This is a genomic window from Microcoleus sp. Pol12A5, from assembly GCF_036701435.1.
In the GTDB taxonomy this organism is placed as follows: domain Bacteria; phylum Cyanobacteriota; class Cyanobacteriia; order Cyanobacteriales; family Microcoleaceae; genus Microcoleus.
Window position 1 is genome coordinate 1 of sequence record NZ_JAUBQU010000026.1, and the last position, 24,768, is coordinate 24,768.

Sequence of the window (24,768 nt, forward strand, 5' to 3'; positions counted from 1 at the left end):
TGTGTACCTTAAGGAAGAAACTTTAATGGTTTCTTTATCTTTACTCGTGTTACGATTCAATTACAACCGTGTCTGCGGTTCTATAGTCTGCGATCTACGGTTTGAGCGCCTGACTCTTTTAAGATACAAGGGGCGGGCTGCGCTAACGACGGATTTGCCTCATTCTAGGTTTTGGCGATCGGCAATAAACAAGATTTATTACCGATATCTTTTGAAAACAAGAAGAGGGAGCGCTCCCCCCAAGGAAATTTCCAGAGTTTGAGAGTCTTCTTCACCACTTCTGAGCCGACTGCGTGCACAGGGCGAATCTTAGTCCTCAACAACGCTCTCCGGGTGCGCTAGGCGCACCTTACTAGCTCAAAACTCTCCACTTAAAACTCAATACTACTAGCGAGCCCAGTCAGTACCGCGCCACAGCGTAAAAAACAAAACACTAGAAATCAGCGCGCCCAGCAGCCACTTAACAGCATTTTTAAATAACCCCACGCGCTGATTTGACTGAACCGCAGCACTTTGCGTCTGTAATCGTTCCTTAGCCGGAGTAATTCTCGAAAGAATTTGCTCTTTCAATTGCTGTGGGTTTTGCGTATCCGCTTGTACCCCCAAACGGGTAAGTTCCCCCGCCAAATTCCTTAAATCTTCAGGACTACCGTTCTTTAGCCGATCTTCGACCTGCTGCAACTGAGCTAATTGTTGGTTTGCTTGAGTAGTAATTTGCTGGTTGTTTTGGTTGTTGACATAGATAGTGCCAAAAATTCCCAAAGGCAACATCAAGAGAAAAAGTAGACCTAGCAGCAGACAAACCCAAGACAAAACCTTCAAAAAAACCTCTTCCAAACCTCTGCGATCGTACCCTTCTCCAAAAAATATCAGCGCCATTGCCAGTAAAGGAACGGGAACCCGTTCCACTACTGCCCCAATCGTCTGCAATTCCCAGAGGCGATTGCCAAAATTAGCTGGTATAAGAACTGCAATCGTATCTAATACAGACAAAATTAATAGACCGTAGCCAATCCAACGCAGTCTGTAGATAGAAAAACCTTGTTCGCCTTGTAAGTCATTCATAAAATAATCAGAGTTGTTGTTAAGAAAAATCTCTCTTGACCCCGCCCAATAACGGATACAAGCCCCCGACAACAGTCATGGAGAATCAAAAATTTTAGACTCTTGTTCCAGCTTCCAGATTCACCTGTGGAGTAAATCTAAAAGCTAAAAGCTAAAATCCACTGACTCAACTCAAGGCTCGGGAAATCGCGGCTGCCACCACCCATACCAAGAAACCCAAGCATTCTCTAGAATTTTTTTGGCATCTTCTGGAGTTGTTTTATCCAAAGGCACAGACATCTGAGTCCACAAACAGCGCCGGTCTTGAATATTTCCCCTACCCAACAACCAAAACAGAACACGGTTTGGCTGCCAATCGCGAGTATTTCGATTATATCTAAACTGTTGGGAAGTTACTGTAGGACTGCCATGAGGATTGATACATGAACTCAAATACAGTCGATTTTGCTGTTGCAAAAGTCCGTGAAACCCCGCGCCTTGAGTGCTTGCCAATGCTAGTTTACCAGGATTCGACTTGAGAATAGTATGTCCCTTCATCATACCTTCCACATCCCCAATGCTGTCTACCGCATAGCGCATCTCTATTTCTAGACCCATGCTATTTTTTTGATATTCATATTTCCTGGCAGCTTTGAATTCTGAATTTTCCTTAATTTCCAGAAGCGCGCTATTGTTTAGTTTCCAATCGGCTAGAGGCACCGACTCGGGAAACTCAAACGGGGTTGCCACATTCTTGCCGTCCGATGGATAGAAAACCAATTTTCCGGCAACCAACAAAACCCCTCCCAAAGTAACAGCCAACAGGGAAAGCCTAAGTGGTTTCCAAGAGGTAATAGCCATTAGAAATTCTGTCCTTCCTTATTTTGGGGTTGGTCTTTCAAAATTGCAAACCAGCAGAATAACCCGAAAATAAATACAGCAATCATAGAAAATATTACCGAACCATTTCCTTCGTGCCAGTATTTAAATGCTTCGGGTTGAGATAGCGATACCAGCACTGCCATGAGAGCAACTCGCGCGGCATTAACTAGAAATGCAGTAATTATGGCCACGAATGGCAATACTATTTTCTGACCCGTAGTGGTAGGAAACATCAGTAAGAAAACCAGAGCTAGTCCTAACAATTGTAGCATCGCATTTACGCCCGAACAGCCGTGATACACTTCCACACTGCCATTTTCCAGGATTAGAAAAACCCCTCTTCGCACCACTTCAAATCCTAGATAGTGGAGGAGGAAAGCTGAAAATTTTGCTGTTAATAGGGCGACATCAACGAATACTCCGATCAATCCCGGAGGAATAGCTGTATAGCCAAGAATTAGAAGTTCCTGCCTATATTGTTTTAGTCCTTTTGTGCCGGAAGCCAGCAATGCGAGACTGATTCCCGACAAAAAAGGCGTTGCTCGAATAAAAAAGTCGTATCCAGATATGGATGAACTTTTGAGCAATATTAAAGCAATTAACGATGACCCAAAGAAGCTGGCAAAAACTCCGCTTTCAAAAGTTAAGGATTCGTGCCTTTCCCAAATGAGAAATGCTACGACTCCCCAAAACAGTAACATTGTACCAAACAGGTCTGTGTCGTTTGTTCTGGAAGTTAGAGTTAGGTGTATGGCAATCAAACCGGAGGCGATGCCTAACAGCCAGTATTTAGGTTCTTGGACGTGCTTGAGCCAGTTTATTTCGGTCATTGGTGCTTTTTGTTTTTCCTAAAAGCTTCTAAATTGCTTAATCTTGTAACTCTATTAAAATTATCAGCTACAAACACTTGCATTTATGCGTTTCGGATGATTTTTAACTAAATCTTCACAATGATTGACAAGGGCGAATGTGTGTGATACTTACCTTTCCCTAATTAAATCTGAAATTAGGCGCAAAGATTAAAGAAAACAGGTTTTTTAACTCTGATCGATCGCACTCAACTAAAAATTTTCCTCCCTCAAACCCCGTTTCTGCACCTAGAGTTCAAATGTAAAGCTTGAAGGCAAGACAGAAACCTTTGTTGGACGCACTCTTGAGCTTGAAAACCAGTTTTTTATCGGTGCTGGTTTTTGGTAGCCCGTGCGTCCAAGAGTAGATTAATTAGAGTAGACTTTCCGGTAGTAAGTTTGATATTCCTCCGAAAGCAGGGGTTCCCACCAATCCCGATGGGCTAAGTACCATTCTACAGTCTGTCGCAAACCTTCTTCAACGGTTACTGAGGGAGTCCAACCTAACTCAGTTTTAATTTTGCTGGCATCAATAGCGTAACGCCGATCGTGCCCGGCTCTGTCTTTGACAAATGCGATTAATTGTTCGCAAGGACGGGCGGGTAAATCCTCAGCTAATTCGTCCATTAGCTGACACAGCATTTTTACTAAATCGAGATTTTTTACCTCGTTGTTTCCGCCAACATTGTAGGTTTCCCCAGGCTGACCGCGGTGAATAACGGCATCTAAAGCGCGGCAGTGGTCGAGAACGTAGAGCCAATCTCGCACGTTTTGACCGTCGCCGTATACTGGCAGCGGTTTGCCCAATAGCATATTGATGCACATTAATGGAATGAGCTTTTCTGGGAAGTGATAGGGGCCGTAATTGTTGGAACAGTTGGTGATAATTGTCGGGACGCCGTAGGTGTGGAAATAGGCGCGGGCGAGGTGGTCGCTGCCAGCTTTGGAGGCTGAGTAGGGACTGTTGGGCGAGTAGGCAGTTGTTTCTGTGAAGGCTGGGTCATCAGGACCGAGACTGCCGTAAACTTCGTCGGTAGAAACGTGGAGGAAGCGCATTTGTGCTTTGAGAGAGGGATCGTCAATTGCTTCAAAATGCTTGCGGAAGGCTTCTAAAAGCGTGAAGGTTCCGACAACGTTTGTTTGAACAAAGGCTGCAGGCCCGATAATTGACCTGTCAACGTGGGATTCTGCGGCAAAGTGCGCGACTGTGGTGATGTTTTCTTCTTTGAGCAAGGTATCGACTAAGGTACGATCGCAAATATCCCCCTGCACAAAACGAAAATTTTCTCCTCCTTCCAAAGTTGCCAGGGTTTGTCTGTTTCCGGCGTAGGTTAAAGCGTCGAGTACGATTACTCGATCGCCCGCATAGGTGCTGCACCAGTGATGCACAAAATTTGAGCCGATAAATCCAGCCCCGCCCGTCACCAACAATCGGCGAGGATCTCGCTCAATGCCTTGAGTCGCGTTGTCTGTCATAAAAATAAGAGTTATTCCAATAACTAAGCCTTTACAAAAGTAGCCTTAAAAGTAGTTTGTCACCAAGTGTTTGCCAGTCTGCAACTAAATTTTCTAGTGTCTCACCGCAGATTTTCTAAGTTGGGCGCGATCGAAGTATTGGTTCACAAAAGTTTAACTTTTACCTTTTTTTTGGCCGAAACGCTTACAAAGCAAGCATTGCAAATTTTTAAGCTGGCAAATTTAAATTTGAATTGCGTGAGGCTATAGCTGACTTTTGCGATCGATCTTCGATATGGGTGGCGCGCAGAGTTGATACATTTGTAAAGAGCTGTTACCATTAATTTTTTAATTATCCTTTACAATCTCCAGAGCACCATGAAGAAGTTTCAAGTGTTAGCTGGCATTGCTTCCGTTGTCGCGATCGCAAGCAGTATCGCTGTTTGTGACGCCGCATCTGCTTTCCCCTGTTCCTACAGCAAATCTGGGGCGGCTAAATCTGGTTCTGCGACAACAATCCTAGGTTCCGGCGGCTCGGAGCGAATGAATCCGTGGAAATCTTACAAAACAGCAGCTCTCGGTTTCCTCGGTTTGGCTGGGCTTGGGGGCGCAGGTGCGGCCTACATGAGCTACCGCGCTGGCAAGCGCGCTTCTGCTGCTTGCGCGGCGATGACCGATAATTTTGAAGTTTTTGAAGAGTCGATCGATCCGATCGCAGATGCAGGTGTTTCTGGACACATGGAAATTCCCGTGTTGCTCGATTTGGGGGCGGCGGGTGCTGTAGCTGAGTCAGCAGATGCGGTTGCAGCCGTTCGGGAACACCCAGAAGCTCCGGGCGGCGAGCTGGATTTGCCAGTTTCACAAGTTGCTGAGTTGAGTTTTGAAATTGCGATCGAACAAGTCCAAAGCGCGATCCTCAAATAGTTATCTCAAACCAAAGTATTCGCTTAGCGCACCTCCAATCTTGCCAGATTGGAGGTTTTTTGACTGGAAATTATCTACCCTAAAATTTATTTTCCTGCCGCTCGCAAAGCAGTGCAAACAATTGAGAACAGATGAATCGATAGCAAACAATATCCTATTCCCGCAAAGCTCTCGGAGGGTTTAATTAATATCAGTTTTAAAAAAATTGCTACCATCCTCAATCTTATACCAATTATTAAAAGTTGCTACTGCCCCTCATGACAAGGCTGTGCCATTTCCCTACTGTATTTGATGCGATTGAAACTGCTATAAAATTAGATGAGTCATAGTGAGATAGTATGTTGTGGAGGCGATCGCTAAAAATACTCTTCAGATCAATCTGAGGGTAGACGGCAAGAGTTCAAGTGACCTGTTATCGTTGAAAATATAGCCCTACAGATTACAACTCTAGGTTATTATGAATGCTTGGCGCGATCGATTCAATCAATTTACAGGTAAAACTCGAGTGGCAGTTTGCCGGGTGTTCGTTCACCTAACAGGCGAAGAAGTTGCACCGCTGTTAGGAGTTCTCAACCGCACCGCCAGAAGAGCAATTGATGCCGATGGCGACATAGCAGTTTTAGGAGAAGGTCTTGTAGAAATTTGCAATCACCTGTTGCAGTACGACAACTACTGGCAATCAGCCGCCAATGAAGGCGATGTTTTTTGGAATGAAGGCGAAGCGGGCGATTATGTGGATGAACTTTTCATTGATTCAGCCGATCGCTATCTCAGCGAGCCTCAATACAGTACATCTGTTTACGATAAAAATTCCCCCTTGTCTTTGCCTGTAACTAGAAATGTGGTGGTGATGATCACAGTTGCTTATGAAGGCGAAGTTCCTGCCCTAGAAACTGACCTTGCTGATATCAACGCGCTGAAAGTCGGTTTAAAAGCCCTGATGAATTTACATTACCAAGAAAGGCTCCGAGCTGTGCAAGTTCACTTTTCTCCCGCACAGTTGGGAGACGAACTTACTAACGACCAAGTGTTGGTCAATTTCCCCGAACTTATTCCGATTTAAGGAAGGAAGAAGTTCGGCAACGGATTCAGTAACGGGTGTAATTGATGTAACTGATGTCGGGAAGAAGGAAGAAGGAGCCATTATCAAACAATCCATGCCAAATTATAAATTACTATTTATGATGCTGCGAAAACTGACAATTTATTTAATGGCTTTAATTTTCTTAGCGACGGCAACTGCCTGCGGTTCTCCAAGCAGACAAACTTATACAAATCCTGCTGGGAATCCAAATATTAACACAGTGCGTCCTACACCAAATAATAATAACTTGAGTCCAGGTCAATATCCCGTACAGCAAGCTACCTACGACGATGCTGATGGCGAATACAGTTTAATGTTGTTGAATACTCCCCCCGGCAGTCCCCCAGTTTACCGAACTACGGATTTGCAAATGGCTCGGTTAACGGATGAAGAAATATCGGCAGGCAAGAAAAGTTATCTAAATGTGGATAACAATCAAGCGGTTTTGCATTTGACAGAAGATTTTAAAATTGAGTACGTTCACAACGTTACCGAAACTGTTCCTAATCCTCAAACAGGTCAGCCACAAACCGTAGTAGTGCGACAGCAATCTGGCTTCTGGGCGCCGTTTGCTGGGGCTATAGCTGGTCAGGCGATCGGCAGTTTGTTATTTAGACCGCAATATTATATGCCACCAGTCTATCAGCCGGGAATTATGACAGGATATGGCGGGTATGGCAATACTTACGGCCAAGCTGTTCAGCGGTATCAAACTCGCTACCAAACTCCGCCTCCAGTTGTGAGAAACCGTCAAGTTTTAAGGACGACCGGCCGCCTGCGATCGCCTACATATAACCAGCCAGTAAGACCCTCAGCACGGCCAAATGGCAATCGATCGACCGGTTCGGGTTACGGTGGGAGCACTTTGAGGCGATCGCCCAACTCAAATTCCCGGCAGCAAAGGCGGAGTCCGAGTTTTGGTAGCGGCAGGAATTCTCGTCAACCGAGTCGCAGTCGTTCTTTCGGGAGTAGAAGGCGTTAAGAATGTAGGGTGCGTCGCCCTCGACTATGGGCGCCTTAGTGAGAAGTTTCCCCCAGCGACGCACCATATAACTATCAAGGTAGATCGAGTTATATTGTTACGCGGGGATTTTTACCGACTTATAGGGTTGGATGAGAATTTCAGCGGGAATCCCCAGTTCTTGATTCAACTTCCGAATCATCTCCAATGTCAAGGAACGTTTACGAGATAAAACCTCGGATACCCTAGCCCGACTACCGAGACATGACTCTACATCGCGACGAGACCATCGGCGAGTTTCCATGTAATAATCAATCGCTTCGATCGCATCGGGGATTGCGATCGGTATGTGTTTCTTCTCGTAGGCTTCCACTAAGGTGCTGAGTAAATCTAATCGATCGTACTCAGGAGTGTTTGGGGCTGCATTAAACAGTAATTCGATTTCTCGAAGGGCTTCCTGATAGTCGGTTTCATTTCTAATTGGGCGCAATTCCATACATCCACCTCTGTTTAGACTATTTCTGCATCTACTTTGTCATACTTGGCATGAGTGCCAATAAATCGGATGAAAATAATACCAAGGTCATAGTGAATTGCCACAAGCAGCCGATACTTCTATCATAACGCGATCGCATCTTGCTTACTAGAAGGTAAGGTTTGCAATCGGGCGATCGCTCGTTGAAGTAACTTTGACCATGTGCATCACTGACCATTTTTTCACGGATGCAAAGATGCACGTAACTTTTCAATATCATCATCCTGAAAGCACTTGGAAAAAGAACGATCTTTGTAGGCATTTGGATGTGGAAGGAAAGCAAAAAATCTTTCACTGCTCCCTATCTTTATTGCCTCAGACACTGAGATTTTTTCAGGGATATTGAATTGACTTTGAATTGCTTTCCTTGCACCTACTCCCAGCACCACAATTACTTTTGCCCCTGCCAGTTCTAAAGTCCTCAACAAATAGGCTTCAACACATTTATATTGCGCTCGTTCTACGCCAATTTCATTATGGGATTTACAATGCACTATTTCGGTAAGCGCATAATCAATTCCTGGAACCACATCCCGTTCAAATAACTCCATAGCACGTTGCCGGACTGCTGCCCAGAACTTAACAGCATGGCTATATGTCCCGTCCATTAGTAAGGATTTCGTACCATTGACGATCCATTCCTTGCGTCCCCCTCCAAAACGATAACTGAAGTAATCTTCCATATCATCGTCTGACCAAGACCAATTTGGGTAGTTTTCAACAGAGCCAATTGATGGATTTGAACTCAGAAAAAGAATAGGAGCTTTCTCTATATGTCCACTCCAAGGCTCAGGTACTTGAAACTTGTCTAAATTGAGCGATCTTTGATAATCAACAATTTCGCTACATGGATGTTCAGCAGCAGGATTTTCTCGACAGAACCGTGCATGGGGGCAATGAGCAATTTCATGTAGCAGAGTTATCTCAGACATTTTAAATGTTGGATTGCTGAATGTTTTAATTATTTGTGGCTTTTCCAATACCCAGGCTCTCGACTGCAATGCGTTACTGCGAGAATCAAAATGTACTACATAGTATTGGACAGCTTCAGCATATTCGGCAAGTGCTTCAGGATGAAATACATACTTCATGGGTCAAGCAACAGCCTCACTTGAGCTAAGGCTTCATCCCCGGGAATTGCTTGGACAGCACCGCTTCGGATCTCGTTACGTCGTTTATGAGCCTCAGTTGTCCAAGCTGCCTGAATTATTGGGTCGATATCGAATTCTAAACTTTCTGCGAGTTTTTCTGCCAAAAGCGCTCTTGATGCACTAGGCAGAGATAAAAGCTCTTCTGTTAGTTGTTCAATTGACCGCATAGCTTGTCGCCAAATGCTTAATTACGATCGTAATGTAACAGATTTTAGACCCATAGAAGGTCATCTATCCGGGGTTGATGTGCTTCGCTATCGCGGCGATCGAACAGCGTAGACAAACAGTTTATCAGACAGTATAAAACCCCTCAATCTAAAATTGCTATGCTGTAACAAAGCATCTGTCCTTTCACGATCGGATAGCTGACATGACCCAAAGCTTCAACCCCACAACAATACCCCCCGCCTTTCCCGATCACACGCAACTCCCCGACTCCGACGGCACTTTTGTACATAACTTCCAAGAACATCCCCAGAGTATCCTACTCACCGACTCCCTGGAAACTACCCTGCAAACCCTCCACCCGGACGGACAATATGCGATCGGGCAAGATTGTGGCATTTACTGGCGCGAAACCGACCCTCCAGAAAAGGGAGCCGAAGCGCCTGACTGGTTCTACGTTCCCAACGTTGGGCCCCTAATAGATGGGGAAATTCGCCGCTCTTACGTGATTTGGCGCGAGTATATTGTGCCATTAATTGCGATCGAATTTGCAAGTGGAAATGGGGCTGAAGAACGAGATAATACTCCTTTATCTCGCTTACCAGAAGGTATCAACCAGAAACCCGGAAAGTTTTGGGTATACGAGCAGATTATTCGCATTCCTTACTATGCGATTTACATCATTAAAACGAGTGAATTGGAAGTCTATAACTGGGTGAATACTCGCTATCGCCGTTTGCAACCAAACGATCGCGGGCATTATCCGATCGACCTGATGGGAGTAGAGTTAGGTGTGTGGGAAGGTAGCTATCAAAATCAGCATCAGCGATGGTTGCGTTGGTGGGATAATCAGGGGAATTTGTTGTTAACTGGTAGCGAACAAGCTAAACTAGAACGCCTCCATACCGAACAGGAACGCCAAAGGGCCGATCGCGCAGAACAAACCCAACGGGATGCGATTCCCCAACTGCTGGCAATGGGTTTAACCGTAGAGCAAGTGGCTCAGGCGCTGTCGCTGTCGGTGGAAGATGTACAGAGATTGGGCTGACAGTTAACTTTCATGATTCAGAAACCAAATCTCTTTTCTCGAATTGCTGGCATTTCTACGATCGTCCTTTGTGCAGCCGGCGGATTGTTGTACGTCAAAAAACCCGTACAATCTGTTCCCGCAAAACCAGCACCCGCAGAAATTGTACAAGCTGCGGAAGTGCGCGAGCTCCCCGGACAACTAGACAGCATCCCCCTCTTCAACAGCGACAGTCCCGAATGGGTCAAAAAAGAAGGTATTTTGCTCTCAACTTTTCCCCCAGACGGCAAAAAATTCCCCGCAGCTCACCTGAACTTTGCCTTTCAAGGACAATTCAACCTGTTTGCTCACCACTTTTCTCACACTCCGCTGAATTCGCGCACGTTGTATATAGGAGCTTTGTTGTACAACCCCAGTTCCGCGCCCGTGACGGTGGAAGTATTGCAGGCAGCCAGTTACCTGATGGAACCAGACGCACCGTTCAAACAGAAACCCGCACTAAGTGAGAATCCCGACGGCGAAGTATATTCCGGCCCTGGGATTAGGGCTGTCGATAGCGTTTTGCGGGGAATGCGGCAGCCGGATTTTCCGGCAAAACTGCTCGTTGCACCGGGAGAAACCGCATTGTTGATGAATCGCCCTATTCCCGTGCGGGGTCTGGAAAAGCCGATAAATGGTCGTTCTACCTTTATGCGGCTCAAAAGTAGCGGCAAGGTTTATGCCGCTACTTTGGCAATGTATGCACCTCAAAATGCTGATGGGGGCGATCCTCTTCGAGGGCTGCGCGAACGCGCGCCAACTCTGGAAGAATGGCAGCAATTGCTGAATAATGGCGGTTTGGCAGGCCCCCGCGACAAAACCCCGACTCCCCCCGACGCCACTTCCGGAAGCCTGATTTACGGCCGCGTGGCAGGGGTGCAGCAAGGTTCTGGATGGGAAGCGGAATTAGTCGATCGCGATGCTAAAAATCTGGCAATTCCCCAGACTGGAAAAGCGATATCCTATGCGATCTCTACCTTGCGCGGGGGCACTTTGGGAACCCAACAAGTGCAAGCCGGAAAAATGCTGGCGCGCTATCCCGACACCGCTTACGAAGCCCACGGCAATTACGGCGTACACTACAATCTGATTTTGCCGCTGCACAACACTGCCCAAAAACCGCAAACGGTAGCGGTGAGTTTGGAAACGCCTTTAAAAGAAGATCTACTCTCAAAAAATGGATTGCGGTTTCGTCAACCTCCCCTAGATTTTCCCTATTTTCGAGGTACTGTGAGGCTGCGCTACCAAGATGATGGAGGTTACGATGTAACTCGCTACTTGCATTTATGGCACCGTGTCGGTCAAGTTGTGGAACCGATGGTAAAGTTGAGGTTAGCTGCGACAGAAACGCGATCGGTAAAAGTTGATTTTATTTATCCTCCCGATTCCACGCCGCCGCAAGTATTAACAGTGAGAACTTTGGAATAGTTGATTTATTTATTTGAGTCACTACCAGACCCAAAAAATATGTGATTTAATTTCTACATTGGTATGTAGGTGACAATATGTCTTCTTCACAACCCCCGTCAGGGGAAAGAAATCCTCTAGGATTGGATGAATTGATTGCGATCTTGGTTGCCTTCGGCACGATGGGAGCAATTTTATTTTGGGTAACAGGTAAAAATCCCGAGCGATTGAATGCCAGAAATTGGCAATTTCCAGCCGTTTTCTCTCAACCTGCTGTGACGCCCGCGAGCCCGGGACTATTAACACCTGCGTCGCCCAATTCGGATTTGCGATCGCCCGCTACAACCCTGATTCCCTCAGAACGGGAAGTCGCACCTGTGACACCTTTAGGACCGATTTTACCGCAAAATCCTCCGGTGGGTGTAATCGTTGTTCCTCCCAACCAGCCAATTGCGCCATCGACTCCCGATCCAGCAATTACCAAACCGAAAACCGATAAACCCAAAGCCGATAAACCCAAAGTTGGGCCCGTTAGATTCTCAGATGTTCCAGACAAATATTGGGCGCGTCCGTTCATTGTCGCTTTAGTCGATCGGAAAATTTTTGCTGAGTCCACCGACAACAAATTTCGCCCCGACGAACCGATGACGCGAGCCGAACTAGCGCGCTTAATTCAACGAATGTCCGACGACAAAGAGCCGATCAGAAAACCAATTGATTTTAAAGACGTAAAAGACAAGAGTCCTGCCGCTCCTGCGATCGATCACACCGTCAAAACTGGATATCTTAAAGGATACCCAAACAATGAGTTCCGTCCCGACAAACAGATTCCGCGTGTCGAAGTCATCGCAGCTTTAGCGAGCGGTTTGAGCCTGAAACCATCAACAAAAGCAACCAAAACTTTACAAGTTTATACAGACAGGGCAAAAGTGCCGAAATGGGCAGTTAACAAAGTAGCATCAGCCACAGAAGCTGGCATTGTTGTTAACCACCCGAAGCGCACACTTTTGCAGCCTAATAGAACAGCAACTCGTGCTGAAGTAGCAGCCATGATTTACCAAGCTATGGCTAAAAAAGGCAAAGTCCCTGCTAAGTCTTCAGAGTATGTTGTGAAGCCTTTAAAGTTGCCCAAATAATATTTTAGGGGCGTTGCTCCGAGCAACGCCCCACAATAACATTTAATCGTTATTGTTTGTAGTCAGGACTCAAGCCTTCACTACAAAGCAGCTAAATTAATCTTGAAACACCATAATACTGCCCGAATAGCACGCTACCCAAACCTGATTAGTTTCCGGATCGTAAGTAATCCCGATCGGACTTGAATTAACCTTCACTGTTTGCAGCACTTTCATATCGCTCGTCCTAACTTTGCTAACAGTATTCGAGAAATAGTTAACCACATAAAGCAGTTTTCCCTGATTGGAAATTGTCATGCTGCGAGGTGCTTTTCCTGTCGAAACTTTATCAAGCACTTTACCAGTTTTTAGGTCAATTTTTGCCACATTTCCTTCACCATTTAAAGTGGCATACAAATAATTTCCATTGGGATCTATCGTCAAATGACGCGGCGCATTGCCAATATTCTTCAGCCATTCTACCGAAAAGTCGATGAGATTCACTTTCGCAATATCGGAAGAACCCATGATAGCAACATAGGCATTTTTTGAGTCGGGAGTAACAACAATTCCGCGAGGGTATGCACCCAGTTTCACTCGCTCGATTTCGAGATTTTTATTGATATCTACTACGCTCAAATCCCAACTGCACCAATTGCTAGATAGCGCGAAGCGATTGTCAGGCGAAACAGCATTGAATTTCGGAACAGCACCTACAGGAATTACCTTTTCTATTTTCAAAGTTTGGGTATTGATGCGGTACAGAAAACTTTGATCGTGTTTGGCCGCTGGAGAACACCTGTCGGTTCCCGGATTGCTAAACCCGGAACCGTACATTTTGTAGTTGGAGACGTAGGCATATTTGCCATCGGTTGAAAAAGCTGCTTCTACGGGAGAGCCTTTATAATTGCCTTTGAATTTAGAAAAGCCGAACTTCGACAAGTTTACTGTATCGGGAATAGTCTTGACTAATTTAAAGTTCCTGTCGTAAACTGTGATTGTGTGACGGTACATCATGTTTTGAGCAAAAAACAAACCCGCTCCCGAATAAACTATTGACTTTGGCGATATGTTACCGTAAATGGTTTTTTTCAACGTCATTTTTCCTTGAGTATTATCAGGAGGATTTACGAGATCTGTGGGTGGAAACTCACTTTCTTTATCCTCGGAATTTTCAGTTTTAAAGGGCGGCAAAGAGGGTTCTTGGGGCTGAGTTTGAGTTTTATCTTCGAGTTCGTTTGTATTATCTGTGGCGGTAGGAGATGGCGAAGATCGATCGACATTTGGCGCGATTTTTTCCGCAGCTTCAATACTCGCCTCTTCCGGCTTACCTTTGAGTGCTGACAAGGTTTTAGGGCCAACAATTCCGTCAACTTTCAGGTTGTTCTCTGCTTGAAACTTTTTCACAGCAGCCTGGGTGAGAGAACCGTAAAATCCTGTAGGCTTACCGCGAAAATAGCCTGCGTTTTGTAGAGTTTTCTGGAGTTCGGCTACTTCCGCGCCGGAATCACCTTTTTTGATGGCGAGTGCGGGATTGACTAAATTGAAAATTGTGAGAGCGATCGTAAAGAAAAGTAAAGGAGTATATGCTAAATTCCGGTGCATTTTTGAGTGGGTCGATCGAGTTTGACCCGCAGCCGTTTCCCAAGTTTCAGCTAAATGTAGGTAGGCTAGTCCGTCCATAGTTTTTACCGGGTATTTTTGGTGCTATGATACACCAGTTAACTTTGATGAAAGAGAGAATCTTATTATAATCAAACTTAGGGTAAAATCTCCAAGCAGTTTTTAATGGTGTAAGCAAGTAGGAGCGATCGACAATGTGGAGTGGGGAACAAACAACCGCAGAATCAACGACAAAAGAATCCCGCCAGACGTTGCTGTGGGACGATAACGGGGGACTTTGCCAGCGGGCTTGGGTAGAAATCGATTTAGCAGCTTTAACTCACAATGTAAAACAGCTTAAAAAGCTCTTATCTCCCCAGACAGAACTGATGGCAGTTGTGAAAGCGGATGCTTACGGTCACGGTGCTGTTGCAGTCAGTCAAACAGCATTGCAAGCAGGTGCTAGTTGGCTGGGAGTGGCGACAATTCCCGAAGGCATAGAATTGCGAGAAGCTGGGATAGAAGCGCCGATTTTGCTGTTGGGAGCAACCCATACAGCCCAACAGGTAAAGGCGATCGCCCATTGGCACTTGCAGCCCACTATTTGTACTGCCAAACAAGCCCTAATTTTTTCGGAAGTTCTCGCAGGCATTAACCAATCTTTGCCAGTTCACGCTAAGTTGGATACGGGAATGTCTCGCCTGGGTACGCCCTGGCAGGAAGCTACAGAATTTGTGCAATTAGTCAAGCGGTTGCCCAATTTAAAATTAGCGAGTATTTACTCTCACTTGGCAACAGCAGACAGTCCCGACCCCGCAGTTATGAGAGAGCAGCACCAGCGGTTTCAGCAGGCGATCGAGCAAATTAAAATAGCAGGAATTAACCCCCCTCGCCTCCACTTGGCCAACTCTGCTGCCGCCCTCGCTGACCCGGATTTGCACTACGATTTAGTGCGAGTCGGTTTAGCTACCTACGGTCTTTATCCAGCACCTCACTTGGAGTCGATAGCCAATTTGAAGCCCGCAATGCAGGTAAAAGCTAGGGTAACGCAGGTGAAAACAATTGAACCAGGAACCGGCGTCAGTTACGGCTATCAATTTATAGCTCAGCGGCAGACACAGATTGCCGTAATTGGTATCGGCTATGCAGATGGTATTCCGCGCAATCTTTCTAATAAAATGCAGGTTTTAGTCAGGGGTGAATTCGTGCGGCAAGTGGGAGCAGTGACGATGGATCAATTAATGCTGGATGTAACTGATATTCCCGATTTAGAAGTCGGCGAAGTGGTGACGCTGTTGGGCAAAGATGGGGAATATCAAATTACTGCTGACGATTGGGCCGCGACTTTAGGAACTATTTCTTGGGAAATTCTCTGCGGTTTTAAACACCGATTGCCCCGCGTAGCAGTAAACTATTAACAGTAGTCCGGCAGGGGTTTAAACTCCTGACTCATAGCTAAAGTCGGTTTAAACCGACTCAAGAGTTTGAAGGATAAAATTATCGATTTTAGTCCTCTTTTAGAGGACTTCCGCTATGAGACAGGGGTTGAAAACCCCTGTCGGACTCTCGCAATAAGCGATAAGACTGAGACTGCAATTCTCAATTTCTAATTCCCAATTCCCAATTAACATGACAGTTATTCAGACGTTTTTACCAATAGCCCAAACCTTCTATTCTCAGCTAAATGCAGAAAGAACACAAGCCTTGGAAGTAGCCCAAGAATTCTCAAAAAAATTCGTAGAATTGGGGTTTAAAATTGTACCTCAACTGCTGTGGGCGATCGGCATATTGTTAATTACGCGATTTGCGATCGGCTTTGCGGGCCGCGTGACTCGCCGAGCACTGAGTCGCACCGAAGCCACACTGCGGAAATTCTTAGTTCAAGCTGCTGAAATTACGATTTTGGTAGTGGGAGTAGTCGCCGCTTTGAGTCAGTTGGGCATTCAAACTACCAGCGTGGTTGCGGTGGTGGGTGCCGCGGGTTTGGCCATTGGTTTGGCGTGGCAAAATACTTTGTCGCACTTTGCTGCTGGGGTAATGTTGATTAGTTTGCGCCCCTTTGAAGTCGGAGATGGGATCGAAGCTGGGGATGTTAAGGGAGTGGTGGACAGCATCGGGATTTTTTCAACAACCGTGGTGACAGACGATCGGATAAAAATTATTGTCCCGAACAATCAGTTGTTTAACGGTACATTGAAAAATACAACGGCAATGGGAACGAGGCGAGTAGACTTGAAGATTGATATTGGCGATCGGCCAATTCGTCCAACTGTAGCTGAGTTATTAGAAATTGCCCACTCTCACCCGCTGGTGCTGGAGAATCCGCCCCCGACTTGTTTGGTGGCCGAGATTACTCCAGATACAACTATTTTATCTCTCCGACCTTGGTGCGCGTCGGTGGCTTACGAACAAGTGCGATCGCAAGTTCAACAATACGTCAAAGAGGCAATGGATGCCGACAACAATCAAGAACAATAGATATAAATCTAAAATCTAAAACCCAAAATTTATCGGAGGTATTTCCCATGAGCAAGTGGTATCCGCAGCAAATTTTGCAAGAACCCGGTGTCAGGATCACCGCCACCGAGAAAGAAACAATTCTCAGCAAATTTCCGCCTGCCGATGAAAACGGTCAAATCTATGCCGACGGAGTTTTTGAAGGCGGCGGCGTGCGGGGAGTTGCATTTTTAGGAGCACTCAGGTGCTGTAGCGATTTGGGCATCCGGTGGCGAAAATTGGCCGGCACTTCAGCAGGTGCAATTACTGCTGCTGTATTGGCAACCGACTTGTCAATTGATGATTTAGAGGAAATTTTAGGACAGCTCGATTACAGCATATTTTTAACTCAAAAAAACAGTCCTCTCATTTTAAACGGCGACCCCGCCGACGACTTGCAATCTCCTGCTTGGACGCTGCTTTTCCTAACAGTTAGCCGTCAGATGGGAGAATATTCGGCGCAGCCGTTCCGACAGTGGCTGGAAGCAATGCTCGGTCGAGGTAACTTGCACACTTTTGCCGATGTCAAACAAATCGTAAAAGACCGGGAATTAAAAGTAGTAATATCCAACCTCACTCGCGGTGAAATGTTGGTACTGCCCGATGATTTACACCGACGCGAATCGACCGATTCCGATACTTTGTATGAGCAGTTGCGACTCCAAAGCGCTGAACATTTTAGCGTTGCTGAAGCTGTTCGATTGTCGATGAGTATTCCCCTATTTTTTGAACCCGGAAAACTCGGCGATGACTTAATTGTAGATGGCGGAATTTTGAGCAATTTCCCCCTGTGGATTTATGACAAACAATCCGTCGGTTCGACTCCTGCACCGCCGCGCTGGTTTACCTTTGGGTTTCGATTAGTCGATACCGGAATTGAGACTAAAGCTAAGATTGATACTCCCCTGTCGATGCTGGCGGCGATGTTCAGAACGATGATGAAAGCAAGAGACCGCTATCACCAGCGAGAAATGGATAAGGGCAGGGTGATTAATATTGATGTGACTGAAGCTGGGGTGACGACGACGGACTTTAATCTCGATGCCGATCGCAAGGCTCACCTGTACCGCTTGGGATATTTGTATACTAAGAGGTTCTTTTTGAGTTCCAATTTTAGTTGGGAGAAGCACTTGAAGGCTAGGGGCTTTGGGGAAGAGGCTGAAGGTTGAGGCCGCGAAAAGTATACAGAGTAAGGGATTGAGGAATTTTTCAATAAGGGGTTGGCAAAAAGAAGATGTGTGTGCTATAGTTAGTTACTGTCATCTTGGAGAGGTGGCTGAGTGGTCGAAAGCGGCAGATTGCTAATCTGTTAAGGGTGTTAACATCCTTCGAGGGTTCAAATCCCTCCCTCTCCGTTTTAAAGCTTCTAGGAAAAAATTCCTTTTAATCAAATTTTTGGACGCTGCTCAAAGCCCATCCCACAAAATTTTGTGGGATGGGCTTTGAGCAGCGTCCAAATAAATTATTTTTGCAATTCAAGTCTAGTCTAGCCGCAATAATCCACTACTAAATCTAATTAAGCACTTTCATCGCTTCGACAAATTGCCGCGATATAAATGGCAAAATCTCTTCATTCTTGCTATTCTCTTTGCCCTCGGTAAATACAACCAACAAATACGGCCGCAAACCCGCTATTTCAATATAAGCAGCATCGTGACGAACTTGGCTTGTCAGTCCCGCTTTTGACCACAATTTTGCTGATTCTGGCAATCCCCCACCTAAAAAACCTGTAACTTGATTTTCGGGATCTGCCTCTAATTCTGCTGGATCTAAACTGCGTTTCATTAAACCCATCATTTCTTGCGATGCTTGGGCAGAAACAGCTACGCCGCCAATTATACTGTGCAGCAAACGCGCCGCTGCATTTGTGGTCAGCATATTTCTATTTTCCATTAATTCTCCCAGAACTGCTCGCTCGCGACCGTAGGGGCCGTCACACCAGGTTTTCTGATTGACGTTAATATTTTCTAATTCTGGCCAATCTAATGATTGAAAGTAACGGTTGACGATGTTTCGCTGCTGTTTCCAAGTTTCAAAGGGGGCGGGTGATAATTCTGGGCCGCTGGTGGTGCCGGTGAGGGCGTCTACTACTAAACTGGTGGCGTCGTTGCTGGAATCAACTATCATATCTCGGACGGCGCGTTCTAATTCTGGGGATGTTTGAATCATGCCTTTTTGCGCCCATTCCCAGATGGCAACGAGGTAGAATAATTTGACGATGCTGGCGGGATAAATTCGTTCGGAAGCTCTAGCGCTAAAACCTCGCGGTTGATATTTCCAAAATTCTTCTGGACTCAGGGCGCCGCCTGTATTGACTCGCACCGGCGGATCGTAGACTACCCAGGTAATGGCTGTACGATCGCCACTTAATCCTGTAAATTTTGACAATGCGGAGTCTATAATGCTACTGCCGAGGGTTTCTAATTGTTCGTCTTTGTGAAAAAATGTCATGGTTAATGGCTGACGCTTAACGGTTAACGGCTAGCAGCTAATGGCAATCTCTCGTTAAATGCGAACAATAAATGCGAACAATTAACAGCAAACAATGAGCAATTAGCAATGGCCAATTATCAATTATCAGATGTTGTGGAGTACCGAGCCCGATCGCACATAAATATTTACGATTCCCCAAAGTGCGATCGATTGGCAACTCAAGCAGCGCTGGGGCGACATTTGCGAGTAGTTGACCCCCCCCAGGTTAGGTCGGGGGAGAGAAATGGCATAGACTCGTTTGTTGAGGGGGATACAACGGCTGTGATGGTGCGGCTGTGCGAAGATGATTATCCGGGATGGCTGGATATTCGAGATGTTGAGTTGCTCGATGTGGCCGAAACAGTGTATCATCCTCTGGTGATTTCTGAGGCAGAAGTTAGGGAAAATTTGCCAATTGCAATTAGTTTTGCTTGTGAGGCTATGAACCAATCCAATTATTATCTTTGGGGCGGTACAGTCGGGCCAAATTATGATTGTTCGGGATTGATGCAAGCTGCTTTTGTGGCTGCGGGCATCTGGTTACCTAGGGATGCTTATCAGCAGGAAGCTTTTACTAAACCTATTAGTATTAGCGCTTTAGAACCGGGTGATTTAGTATTTTTTGGTACGCCGGAAAAAGCAACTCATGTAGGATTGTATCTCGGAGATAATCGCTACATTCACAGTTCGGGACAAGCACAAGGTCGCAACGGTATCGGTATCGATGTTTTGTCGGAGGGTGGGGATCTAGTCAGTCAAGCTTATTACCAGCAATTGCGGGGATATGGTAAAGTTGTGGCAAGTTATCAACCTAGTTAGTTGTTGACGGTTGACTGTTGACGGTTGACTGTTGATATTATCGAATAAAAAAATGGACGCTGCATTATTTTTGGAAAAATTGGCTGCACAGCAAGCTGAGGCTGAGGTTGTTCTTGATGTTTCGGTGGTGGTGCCGGTCTATAATGAGGTGGAAAGTTTGCCTCATTTGATTGAGGCGATCGCCTCTTCTATCCAACCATCGGGACTCAGCTATCAAATTATTTGTGTAGATGACGGTTCTAAGGACGGTTCTGCTGAACTTCTGCAGCAGTTAGCCAGCACTCGCGATGACCTTTGTGCTGTAATTTTGCGCCGCAATTACGGGCAAACTGCTGCCATGTCGGCAGGTTTCGATCGCGCTCGCGGCCGTGCTATTGTTACCCTTGACGGCGATTTGCAAAATGACCCGGCTGATATTCCGCTGTTGTTGGCAAAGTTAAATGAAGGCTACGATTTAGTTAGTGGCTGGCGCAAAAATAGGCAGGACAATACTATCAGCCGCCTGATTCCTTCTAAAATTGCGAACTGGTTAATTGGTCGCGTTACAGGCGTAACTCTGCACGACTACGGCTGTTCTTTGAAAGCTTATAAATCCGAGTTGGTAGCAGACTTGAATCTGTACGGGGAATTACACCGCTTTTTGCCGGCATTGGCGTTTATTGAAGGGGCGAGAATTGCAGAACTGCCTGTGCGACACCACGCCCGCCGTTTCGGTCAAAGTAAGTACGGAATTTGGCGGACTTTTCGGGTGTTGATGGATTTGTTAACTATTTCTTTTATGAAAAAGTTCCTGACTCGACCGATGCACGTTTTTGGACTTTTGGGACTGAGTTCTATGACGTTGGGAACGGTTTTAGGAATTTATTTAACAGTCTTAAAATTGGGTTTTGGTCAAATTATTGGAAATCGTCCTTTGCTGATTTTGGCTGTAGTTTTGCTGTTGACTGGCGTGCAGTTATTTTGTTTTGGTTTGCTGGCGGAAGTGATGATGCGGACTTATCACGAGTCGCAGGGAAAACCGATTTATCGGGTGCGCGAGGTGTTTGGTTCTAAGTAAGGGGTCGATACCAATTATACTCCGCCATAAAAAGAGGGAAAGTTTTGAGTTGTAAGTTAAATAATTTAAAACTCAAAACTACTTCCTAATCTTCAATTCTCTCATCTAAAATCTCAAATTTCAAATCTAAAATTGATTGACTTTTTGAGCTTGTCGGAGAGATGTAATAGTTGCGATCGCGTGTTCGGCGACTGCATCTATTTCGGCTTCAGTATTGAAGCGGCCAATACCAAACCGAATTGAAGCATAAGCTAATTTGTCCGATCGCCCGATCGCTGCTAAAACATGAGATGGAGATATTTTCGCCGAAGTGCAAGCAGATCCCGAAGAAACTGCCGCCGCCGGTTGCAAACCCAACATCAACGCTTGACCGTCAACCCCGGCTACACTAATATTGAGATTCCCCGGCAATCTCTTCGTAGCGTGACCGTTGAGAAAAACATCGCCTAATTCACTCAATTTTTCCCACAAACGCTGCCGCAAATTAACCACTCGTTCGGTTTCCGACTCCATTTCTGCAATTGCCAATTCTACTGCTTTGGCAAATCCAACTATTTGCGGCGGGTAGAGAGTTCCCGATCGCATTCCCCGTTCGTGGCCTCCTCCGTGCATTTGCGGCGCTAGTTGCACTCTCGGTTTGTTGCGGCGCACGTACAGAGCACCGATCCCTTTTGGCCCGTAGATTTTGTGGGCTGTCAAGGACATTAGATCGATATTCATCTCCTCTACGTCGAGGGGAATTTTGCCGATCGCCTGTGCCGCATCTGTGTGAAAAATAATGTCATTTCCGCGACAAATTGCAGCAATTTCTGCGATCGGCTGGATGACGCCAATTTCGTTGTTAGCCGTCATCACGGAAACTAAAATTGTCTCTGCGCGAATCGCTTTAATCAAATCGCCTATATCAATCAGCCCGTCGCTTTTCACTGGTAAAACAGTAATATCAAACCCCAATTTTTGCAAATAGGTACAGGGGTCAAGAATTGCATTGTGTTCGGTTTTTACAGTGATAATGTGCTTTCCTTTACTGAAATAAGCTTCAGCAATGCCTTTAATCGCTAAGTTATTTGCTTCGCTTGCGCCGCTGGTAAAAACAATTTCTTCTGGGGAGGCATTGATCGCTTCTGCTATGATTTGTCGTGACTGTTTTACCGCTGCTTCTGCTTCCCAGCCGTAGACGTGGTTGATACTGGCTGCGTTGCCGAATTGTTCGGTGAAATACGGCAGCATTGCCTCAAGTACCCGTGGATCTACCTGGGTTGTGGCGTGGTTGTCGAGGTATATAGGACGTGCGGACATAGTGCAGTTTTTGCTGAAAAAAGTGTTAGGTTTATTGTAGACGACCCCCTTCTCGTACTACAAAACTTTATAATTAACATATATTTGTGAAGATTTATGCGAGCTGACATTCAGGGATTAGAAATTACTCTCGGTGAGCTCAAGCACCTCACCGGCGCGGGGCCCCATCGCGTATACCGGCCCCCGACAGCGACTAAGTTTGCCCGCGAAGCTTTGAAAACAGTCGGTTTAATTGTTTTGGTTCTCATCAGTTGTTGGCTGCTAGTTGCGATATTTCCTAGAGCTTATTTGTTGTGGTTCGCCCTTCACTTCGCTGCCATAGTTGGTTTAATCTTTGAGGATGCCTGGAAAATTCGGTGCAGCCGGCAAAACCAACATTTAATCAATCTTTTTGATGATGTCGATCGCTATAATGCTATAATCAAAGCGATTGAAATTAATGACAAGATAGAAGATGCTGGCAATGCGGAAGTCAAAATCGGCGATCGCGCAAAAGTTATTCAAGCTTTGCAACTAATCAGAGACGATTTAGTTCGAGCTTTGAAAACTGAAAGAATTCTTAGGGAAAACAAAAAATTTGTCGCTACTAACTCCGAATTGTTTGCCAATAACTTAAGAAATTTGACTGCCCTGCAAATTAGCGATCGAGCCAGCGAACAAGGACGATTGCTCAACGAAGCTTTGCACGTAGCCGTGGAAGTTCAAGCAGAAATGAAAAAGTTGCAAGATCGAAACGCTGCTAATTTTAAAAATGGCAAAACTTAGTAGCGAACACGGCTGCGTGCGCCTCTTACCCCGTAGCAATATGCAGGTTACTGAACGGATATAACTCAAACATATTCTCCAAATTATAAGTTATGAGAAAATTATAATTTATGAGAATTGTGAAAAAAATATCATAACTATTGTAAATTTTTACCTGTTACGTAACAGGTAAGGATATCTTGGAAATGTGACGTTAACAACCAGGTCAGTATGTCTTCTGTTAAACCCAAGATTATAGTTCTCGACGACGATCCGACTGGTTCTCAAACCGTGCACAGTTGCTTGCTGCTGACACGTTGGGACGAAGACACCCTGCGTTTGGGACTGCGGGACAAGTGCCCGATTTTCTTCATACTGACAAATACTCGATCGCTAACTCCCGAAAAAGCAGCCTCCGTCACCCGCGAAGTGTGCCAAAATCTAAAAAGGGCGATCGCCAGCGAAGGAATAGAAGACTTCCTAATAGTTAGCCGTTCCGATTCTACCCTGCGCGGCCACTATCCCATCGAAACCGACGCGATCGCCGAAGAACTTGGCCCCTTCGACGCCCATTTTCTGATTCCCGCCTTTTTTGAAGGAGGCCGAATTACCCGCCACAGCGTGCACTACCTAATAGTTAACAGCGTCCCGACACCAGTACACGAAACTGAATTTGCCAAAGATTCAGTCTTCGGGTACAGTCACAGTTACCTGCCAGACTATGTAGAAGAAAAAACCAAAGGTCGCATCCCCGCTGATGCAGTCGATCGCATTTTACTCGCAGACATTCGCTACGGAAGTTTAGATCGACTGATGGACATGACAGACAACCAATGTGCGGTTGTTGACGGCCAAAGCCAAGGCGATTTAGACACATTTGCCAAACACATTCTCAATGCAGTCAGTCAAGGCAAAAAGTTTTTATTTCGCAGCGCAGCGAGTATTTTAACATCCTTAGCTGACCTCGGCCCGCAGCCAGTAGCAGCCGACGAAATGGCAAAATACGTGAGGGATGGCAAACCTGGTGCAGTAATAGTTGGTTCCCACGTTAAGAAAACTACGGAACAATTGGAGCGCTTGTTAAAAGAACCCAATATAGTTAGCATTGAAATAGATGTATCTCACTTGGTAGAAGATTCACTAGAGTCTCGCGCTCAAATGCTGGATGAAATTCTCGAAAAAGTCCGCACTGCTCATGCCGATGGCAAAACGCCTGTAATTTATACCAGCCGTAAGGAACTCGAATTTGACAATGCAGAAACCAGGTTAAAATTTGGAGAGGCGGTTTCTGCTTTGTTGATGGATATCGTGCGGGGACTGCCCGCAGATATCGGGTTTTTGATTAGCAAGGGTGGCATTACTTCTAATGATGTTTTGAGTACAGGTTTGTCGCTCAAAAGTGTCAGGCAAATCGGTCAAATTATCGCAGGTTGTTCGGTGGTGAAAACCGAGGCTAATCATCCTCTGTTTCCCAATTTGCCAGTTGTTTTGTTTCCGGGAAATGTGGGGGATAGCCATGCTTTGGCTACGGTTTACAAGCGGCTGAGCAAGTAGTATAGCTCGACCAATCGCAGATTAACCCAGATGAATTTAGCTTCGAGTCAGGGAGGAGAATGTTCATCTGCGGTTGGTCGATGGGTTT

At 45.7% G+C, this 24,768-nt stretch carries 24 protein-coding genes and 1 tRNA gene; 14 read left to right on the forward strand and 11 right to left on the reverse strand.

Going from position 1 to position 24,768, the window contains the following annotated elements; translation table 11 throughout:
- Window positions 1-387: 387 nt before the first annotated feature.
- The 4 genes from hpsJ-A to rfbB all read right to left on the reverse strand — a co-directional run bounded on the left by hpsJ-A (window position 388) and on the right by rfbB (window position 4,250).
- On the reverse strand, window positions 388-1,065 hold the full coding sequence (gene hpsJ-A / locus QUA45_RS09570) for an HpsJ-like protein, cyanoexosortase A-associated (RefSeq protein ID WP_333148783.1): 678 nt from the start codon (window positions 1,063-1,065) through the stop codon (window positions 388-390).
- Between the two features lie 171 nt (window positions 1,066-1,236).
- Complete coding sequence (locus tag QUA45_RS09575) at window positions 1,237-1,905, reverse strand: cyanoexosortase A system-associated protein (RefSeq protein WP_333094411.1); 669 nt, start codon at window positions 1,903-1,905, stop codon at window positions 1,237-1,239.
- Complete coding sequence (gene crtA / locus QUA45_RS09580) at window positions 1,905-2,756, reverse strand: cyanoexosortase A (protein WP_333094409.1); 852 nt, start codon at window positions 2,754-2,756, stop codon at window positions 1,905-1,907. Before crtA ends, QUA45_RS09575 begins: the two co-directional genes overlap by 1 nt.
- 387 nt (window positions 2,757-3,143) lie before the next feature.
- On the reverse strand, window positions 3,144-4,250 hold the full coding sequence (gene rfbB, locus QUA45_RS09585; RefSeq protein ID WP_333094408.1) for a dTDP-glucose 4,6-dehydratase: 1,107 nt from the start codon (window positions 4,248-4,250) through the stop codon (window positions 3,144-3,146).
- A 357-nt stretch (window positions 4,251-4,607) separates the two neighbouring features.
- Here rfbB and QUA45_RS09590 point away from each other — a divergent pair, with 357 nt between their 5' ends.
- From QUA45_RS09590 to QUA45_RS09600, 3 genes are all read left to right on the forward strand, one after another.
- A complete protein-coding gene (locus QUA45_RS09590) occupies window positions 4,608-5,153 on the forward strand; it encodes a hypothetical protein (RefSeq protein WP_333094407.1) in 546 nt (181 codons plus the stop codon).
- Window positions 5,154-5,610: 457 nt separating this feature from the next.
- Entirely contained in the window at window positions 5,611-6,216 is a 606-nt protein-coding gene (locus QUA45_RS09595) for a DUF1517 domain-containing protein (RefSeq protein ID WP_333159923.1), read from the forward strand.
- Window positions 6,217-6,334: 118 nt separating this feature from the next.
- Window positions 6,335-7,219 (forward strand): hypothetical protein, encoded by an 885-nt coding sequence (locus tag QUA45_RS09600; RefSeq protein ID WP_333094405.1) that lies wholly within the window; start codon window positions 6,335-6,337, stop codon window positions 7,217-7,219.
- Between the two features lie 97 nt (window positions 7,220-7,316).
- Here the strand turns inward: QUA45_RS09600 and QUA45_RS09605 are convergent, their stop codons facing one another.
- The 4 genes from QUA45_RS09605 to QUA45_RS09620 form a co-directional block, all read right to left on the reverse strand.
- Window positions 7,317-7,694: a transcriptional regulator gene (locus tag QUA45_RS09605; protein WP_333094404.1), complete on the reverse strand. Its 378-nt coding sequence runs from the start codon at window positions 7,692-7,694 to the stop codon at window positions 7,317-7,319.
- A 14-nt stretch (window positions 7,695-7,708) separates the two neighbouring features.
- Window positions 7,709-7,804: a type II toxin-antitoxin system HigB family toxin gene (locus QUA45_RS09610; protein WP_333094419.1), complete on the reverse strand. Its 96-nt coding sequence runs from the start codon at window positions 7,802-7,804 to the stop codon at window positions 7,709-7,711.
- A 111-nt stretch (window positions 7,805-7,915) separates the two neighbouring features.
- On the reverse strand, window positions 7,916-8,824 hold the full coding sequence (locus QUA45_RS09615; protein ID WP_333094403.1) for a hypothetical protein: 909 nt from the start codon (window positions 8,822-8,824) through the stop codon (window positions 7,916-7,918).
- Window positions 8,821-9,051: an addiction module protein gene (locus QUA45_RS09620; RefSeq protein WP_249069860.1), complete on the reverse strand. Its 231-nt coding sequence runs from the start codon at window positions 9,049-9,051 to the stop codon at window positions 8,821-8,823. The genes QUA45_RS09615 and QUA45_RS09620 overlap by 4 nt, the downstream gene beginning before the upstream one ends.
- A 203-nt stretch (window positions 9,052-9,254) precedes the next feature.
- On the opposite strand from QUA45_RS09620, the gene QUA45_RS09625 reads away from it, so the two are divergent.
- The 3 genes from QUA45_RS09625 (at window position 9,255) to QUA45_RS09635 (ending at window position 12,658) form a co-directional block, all read left to right on the forward strand.
- A complete protein-coding gene (locus QUA45_RS09625; protein ID WP_333094402.1) occupies window positions 9,255-10,097 on the forward strand; it encodes a Uma2 family endonuclease in 843 nt (280 codons plus the stop codon).
- Between the two features lie 12 nt (window positions 10,098-10,109).
- The gene (locus QUA45_RS09630) at window positions 10,110-11,543 is read left to right on the forward strand and encodes a DUF3370 domain-containing protein (RefSeq protein WP_333094401.1); all 1,434 of its coding nucleotides are present in this window, start codon (window positions 10,110-10,112) and stop codon (window positions 11,541-11,543) included.
- A 77-nt stretch (window positions 11,544-11,620) separates the two neighbouring features.
- Window positions 11,621-12,658 (forward strand): S-layer homology domain-containing protein, encoded by a 1,038-nt coding sequence (locus QUA45_RS09635; RefSeq protein ID WP_333094400.1) that lies wholly within the window; start codon window positions 11,621-11,623, stop codon window positions 12,656-12,658.
- 96 nt (window positions 12,659-12,754) lie between these two features.
- Here the strand turns inward: QUA45_RS09635 and QUA45_RS09640 are convergent, their stop codons facing one another.
- Window positions 12,755-14,320 (reverse strand): peptidoglycan-binding protein, encoded by a 1,566-nt coding sequence (locus tag QUA45_RS09640; protein WP_333094399.1) that lies wholly within the window; start codon window positions 14,318-14,320, stop codon window positions 12,755-12,757.
- A gap of 134 nt (window positions 14,321-14,454) precedes the next feature.
- Here QUA45_RS09640 and alr point away from each other — a divergent pair, with 134 nt between their 5' ends.
- The 4 genes from alr (at window position 14,455) to QUA45_RS09660 (ending at window position 18,090) form a co-directional block, all read left to right on the forward strand.
- Window positions 14,455-15,657, forward strand: coding sequence for an alanine racemase (gene alr, locus QUA45_RS09645; RefSeq protein WP_333094398.1), 1,203 nt, complete (start codon window positions 14,455-14,457; stop codon window positions 15,655-15,657).
- Between the two features lie 211 nt (window positions 15,658-15,868).
- The gene (locus tag QUA45_RS09650) at window positions 15,869-16,717 is read left to right on the forward strand and encodes a mechanosensitive ion channel family protein (protein WP_333037311.1); all 849 of its coding nucleotides are present in this window, start codon (window positions 15,869-15,871) and stop codon (window positions 16,715-16,717) included.
- Window positions 16,718-16,764: 47 nt separating this feature from the next.
- Complete coding sequence (locus QUA45_RS09655) at window positions 16,765-17,904, forward strand: patatin-like phospholipase family protein (protein WP_333094397.1); 1,140 nt, start codon at window positions 16,765-16,767, stop codon at window positions 17,902-17,904.
- 97 nt (window positions 17,905-18,001) lie between these two features.
- A tRNA-Ser gene (locus QUA45_RS09660) sits at window positions 18,002-18,090 on the forward strand.
- A gap of 157 nt (window positions 18,091-18,247) precedes the next feature.
- Here QUA45_RS09660 and QUA45_RS09665 read toward each other — a convergent pair.
- Window positions 18,248-19,186 carry a serine hydrolase gene (locus QUA45_RS09665; RefSeq protein WP_333094396.1) on the reverse strand — a complete coding sequence of 313 codons (939 nt, stop codon included), beginning with the start codon at window positions 19,184-19,186 and terminating at the stop codon, window positions 18,248-18,250.
- Window positions 19,187-19,294: 108 nt separating this feature from the next.
- On the opposite strand from QUA45_RS09665, the gene QUA45_RS09670 reads away from it, so the two are divergent.
- Window positions 19,295-20,026 (forward strand): C40 family peptidase, encoded by a 732-nt coding sequence (locus tag QUA45_RS09670; protein ID WP_333094395.1) that lies wholly within the window; start codon window positions 19,295-19,297, stop codon window positions 20,024-20,026.
- 52 nt (window positions 20,027-20,078) lie between these two features.
- Window positions 20,079-21,083, forward strand: coding sequence for a glycosyltransferase family 2 protein (locus QUA45_RS09675; RefSeq protein WP_333094393.1), 1,005 nt, complete (start codon window positions 20,079-20,081; stop codon window positions 21,081-21,083).
- A 126-nt stretch (window positions 21,084-21,209) separates the two neighbouring features.
- Here the strand turns inward: QUA45_RS09675 and QUA45_RS09680 are convergent, their stop codons facing one another.
- Window positions 21,210-22,382: an IscS subfamily cysteine desulfurase gene (locus tag QUA45_RS09680; protein WP_333094392.1), complete on the reverse strand. Its 1,173-nt coding sequence runs from the start codon at window positions 22,380-22,382 to the stop codon at window positions 21,210-21,212.
- Window positions 22,383-22,478: 96 nt separating this feature from the next.
- Here QUA45_RS09680 and QUA45_RS09685 point away from each other — a divergent pair, with 96 nt between their 5' ends.
- Window positions 22,479-23,147, forward strand: coding sequence for a hypothetical protein (locus QUA45_RS09685; RefSeq protein WP_333220450.1), 669 nt, complete (start codon window positions 22,479-22,481; stop codon window positions 23,145-23,147).
- Between the two features lie 210 nt (window positions 23,148-23,357).
- Window positions 23,358-24,680, forward strand: coding sequence for a four-carbon acid sugar kinase family protein (locus QUA45_RS09690; protein WP_333220452.1), 1,323 nt, complete (start codon window positions 23,358-23,360; stop codon window positions 24,678-24,680).
- Window positions 24,681-24,768 lie beyond the last annotated feature (88 nt).

Bases quoted from the DNA above. Each gene is read 5' to 3' on its own strand.
- QUA45_RS09685 (WP_333220450.1), top strand. From the start codon at position 22,479: ATGCGAGCTGACATTCAGGGATTAGAAATTACTCTCGGTGAGCTCAAG.
- alr (WP_333094398.1), top strand. From the start codon at position 14,455: ATGTGGAGTGGGGAACAAACAACCGCAGAATCAACGACAAAAGAATCC.
- QUA45_RS09635 (WP_333094400.1), top strand. From the start codon at position 11,621: ATGTCTTCTTCACAACCCCCGTCAGGGGAAAGAAATCCTCTAGGATTG.
- QUA45_RS09655 (WP_333094397.1), top strand. From the start codon at position 16,765: ATGAGCAAGTGGTATCCGCAGCAAATTTTGCAAGAACCCGGTGTCAGG.
- crtA (WP_333094409.1), bottom strand. From the start codon at position 2,756: ATGACCGAAATAAACTGGCTCAAGCACGTCCAAGAACCTAAATACTGG.
- QUA45_RS09590 (WP_333094407.1), top strand. From the start codon at position 4,608: ATGAAGAAGTTTCAAGTGTTAGCTGGCATTGCTTCCGTTGTCGCGATC.
- QUA45_RS09640 (WP_333094399.1), bottom strand. From the start codon at position 14,320: ATGGACGGACTAGCCTACCTACATTTAGCTGAAACTTGGGAAACGGCT.
- QUA45_RS09575 (WP_333094411.1), bottom strand. From the start codon at position 1,905: ATGGCTATTACCTCTTGGAAACCACTTAGGCTTTCCCTGTTGGCTGTT.
- QUA45_RS09675 (WP_333094393.1), top strand. From the start codon at position 20,079: ATGGACGCTGCATTATTTTTGGAAAAATTGGCTGCACAGCAAGCTGAG.
- QUA45_RS09670 (WP_333094395.1), top strand. From the start codon at position 19,295: ATGGCCAATTATCAATTATCAGATGTTGTGGAGTACCGAGCCCGATCG.
- hpsJ-A (WP_333148783.1), bottom strand. From the start codon at position 1,065: ATGAATGACTTACAAGGCGAACAAGGTTTTTCTATCTACAGACTGCGT.
- QUA45_RS09690 (WP_333220452.1), top strand. From the start codon at position 23,358: ATGTCTTCTGTTAAACCCAAGATTATAGTTCTCGACGACGATCCGACT.
- QUA45_RS09665 (WP_333094396.1), bottom strand. From the start codon at position 19,186: ATGACATTTTTTCACAAAGACGAACAATTAGAAACCCTCGGCAGTAGC.
- rfbB (WP_333094408.1), bottom strand. From the start codon at position 4,250: ATGACAGACAACGCGACTCAAGGCATTGAGCGAGATCCTCGCCGATTG.
- QUA45_RS09630 (WP_333094401.1), top strand. From the start codon at position 10,110: ATGATTCAGAAACCAAATCTCTTTTCTCGAATTGCTGGCATTTCTACG.
- QUA45_RS09625 (WP_333094402.1), top strand. From the start codon at position 9,255: ATGACCCAAAGCTTCAACCCCACAACAATACCCCCCGCCTTTCCCGAT.
- QUA45_RS09615 (WP_333094403.1), bottom strand. From the start codon at position 8,824: ATGAAGTATGTATTTCATCCTGAAGCACTTGCCGAATATGCTGAAGCT.
- QUA45_RS09605 (WP_333094404.1), bottom strand. From the start codon at position 7,694: ATGGAATTGCGCCCAATTAGAAATGAAACCGACTATCAGGAAGCCCTT.
- QUA45_RS09650 (WP_333037311.1), top strand. From the start codon at position 15,869: ATGACAGTTATTCAGACGTTTTTACCAATAGCCCAAACCTTCTATTCT.
- QUA45_RS09600 (WP_333094405.1), top strand. From the start codon at position 6,335: ATGATGCTGCGAAAACTGACAATTTATTTAATGGCTTTAATTTTCTTA.
- QUA45_RS09620 (WP_249069860.1), bottom strand. From the start codon at position 9,051: ATGCGGTCAATTGAACAACTAACAGAAGAGCTTTTATCTCTGCCTAGT.
- QUA45_RS09595 (WP_333159923.1), top strand. From the start codon at position 5,611: ATGAATGCTTGGCGCGATCGATTCAATCAATTTACAGGTAAAACTCGA.
- QUA45_RS09680 (WP_333094392.1), bottom strand. From the start codon at position 22,382: ATGTCCGCACGTCCTATATACCTCGACAACCACGCCACAACCCAGGTA.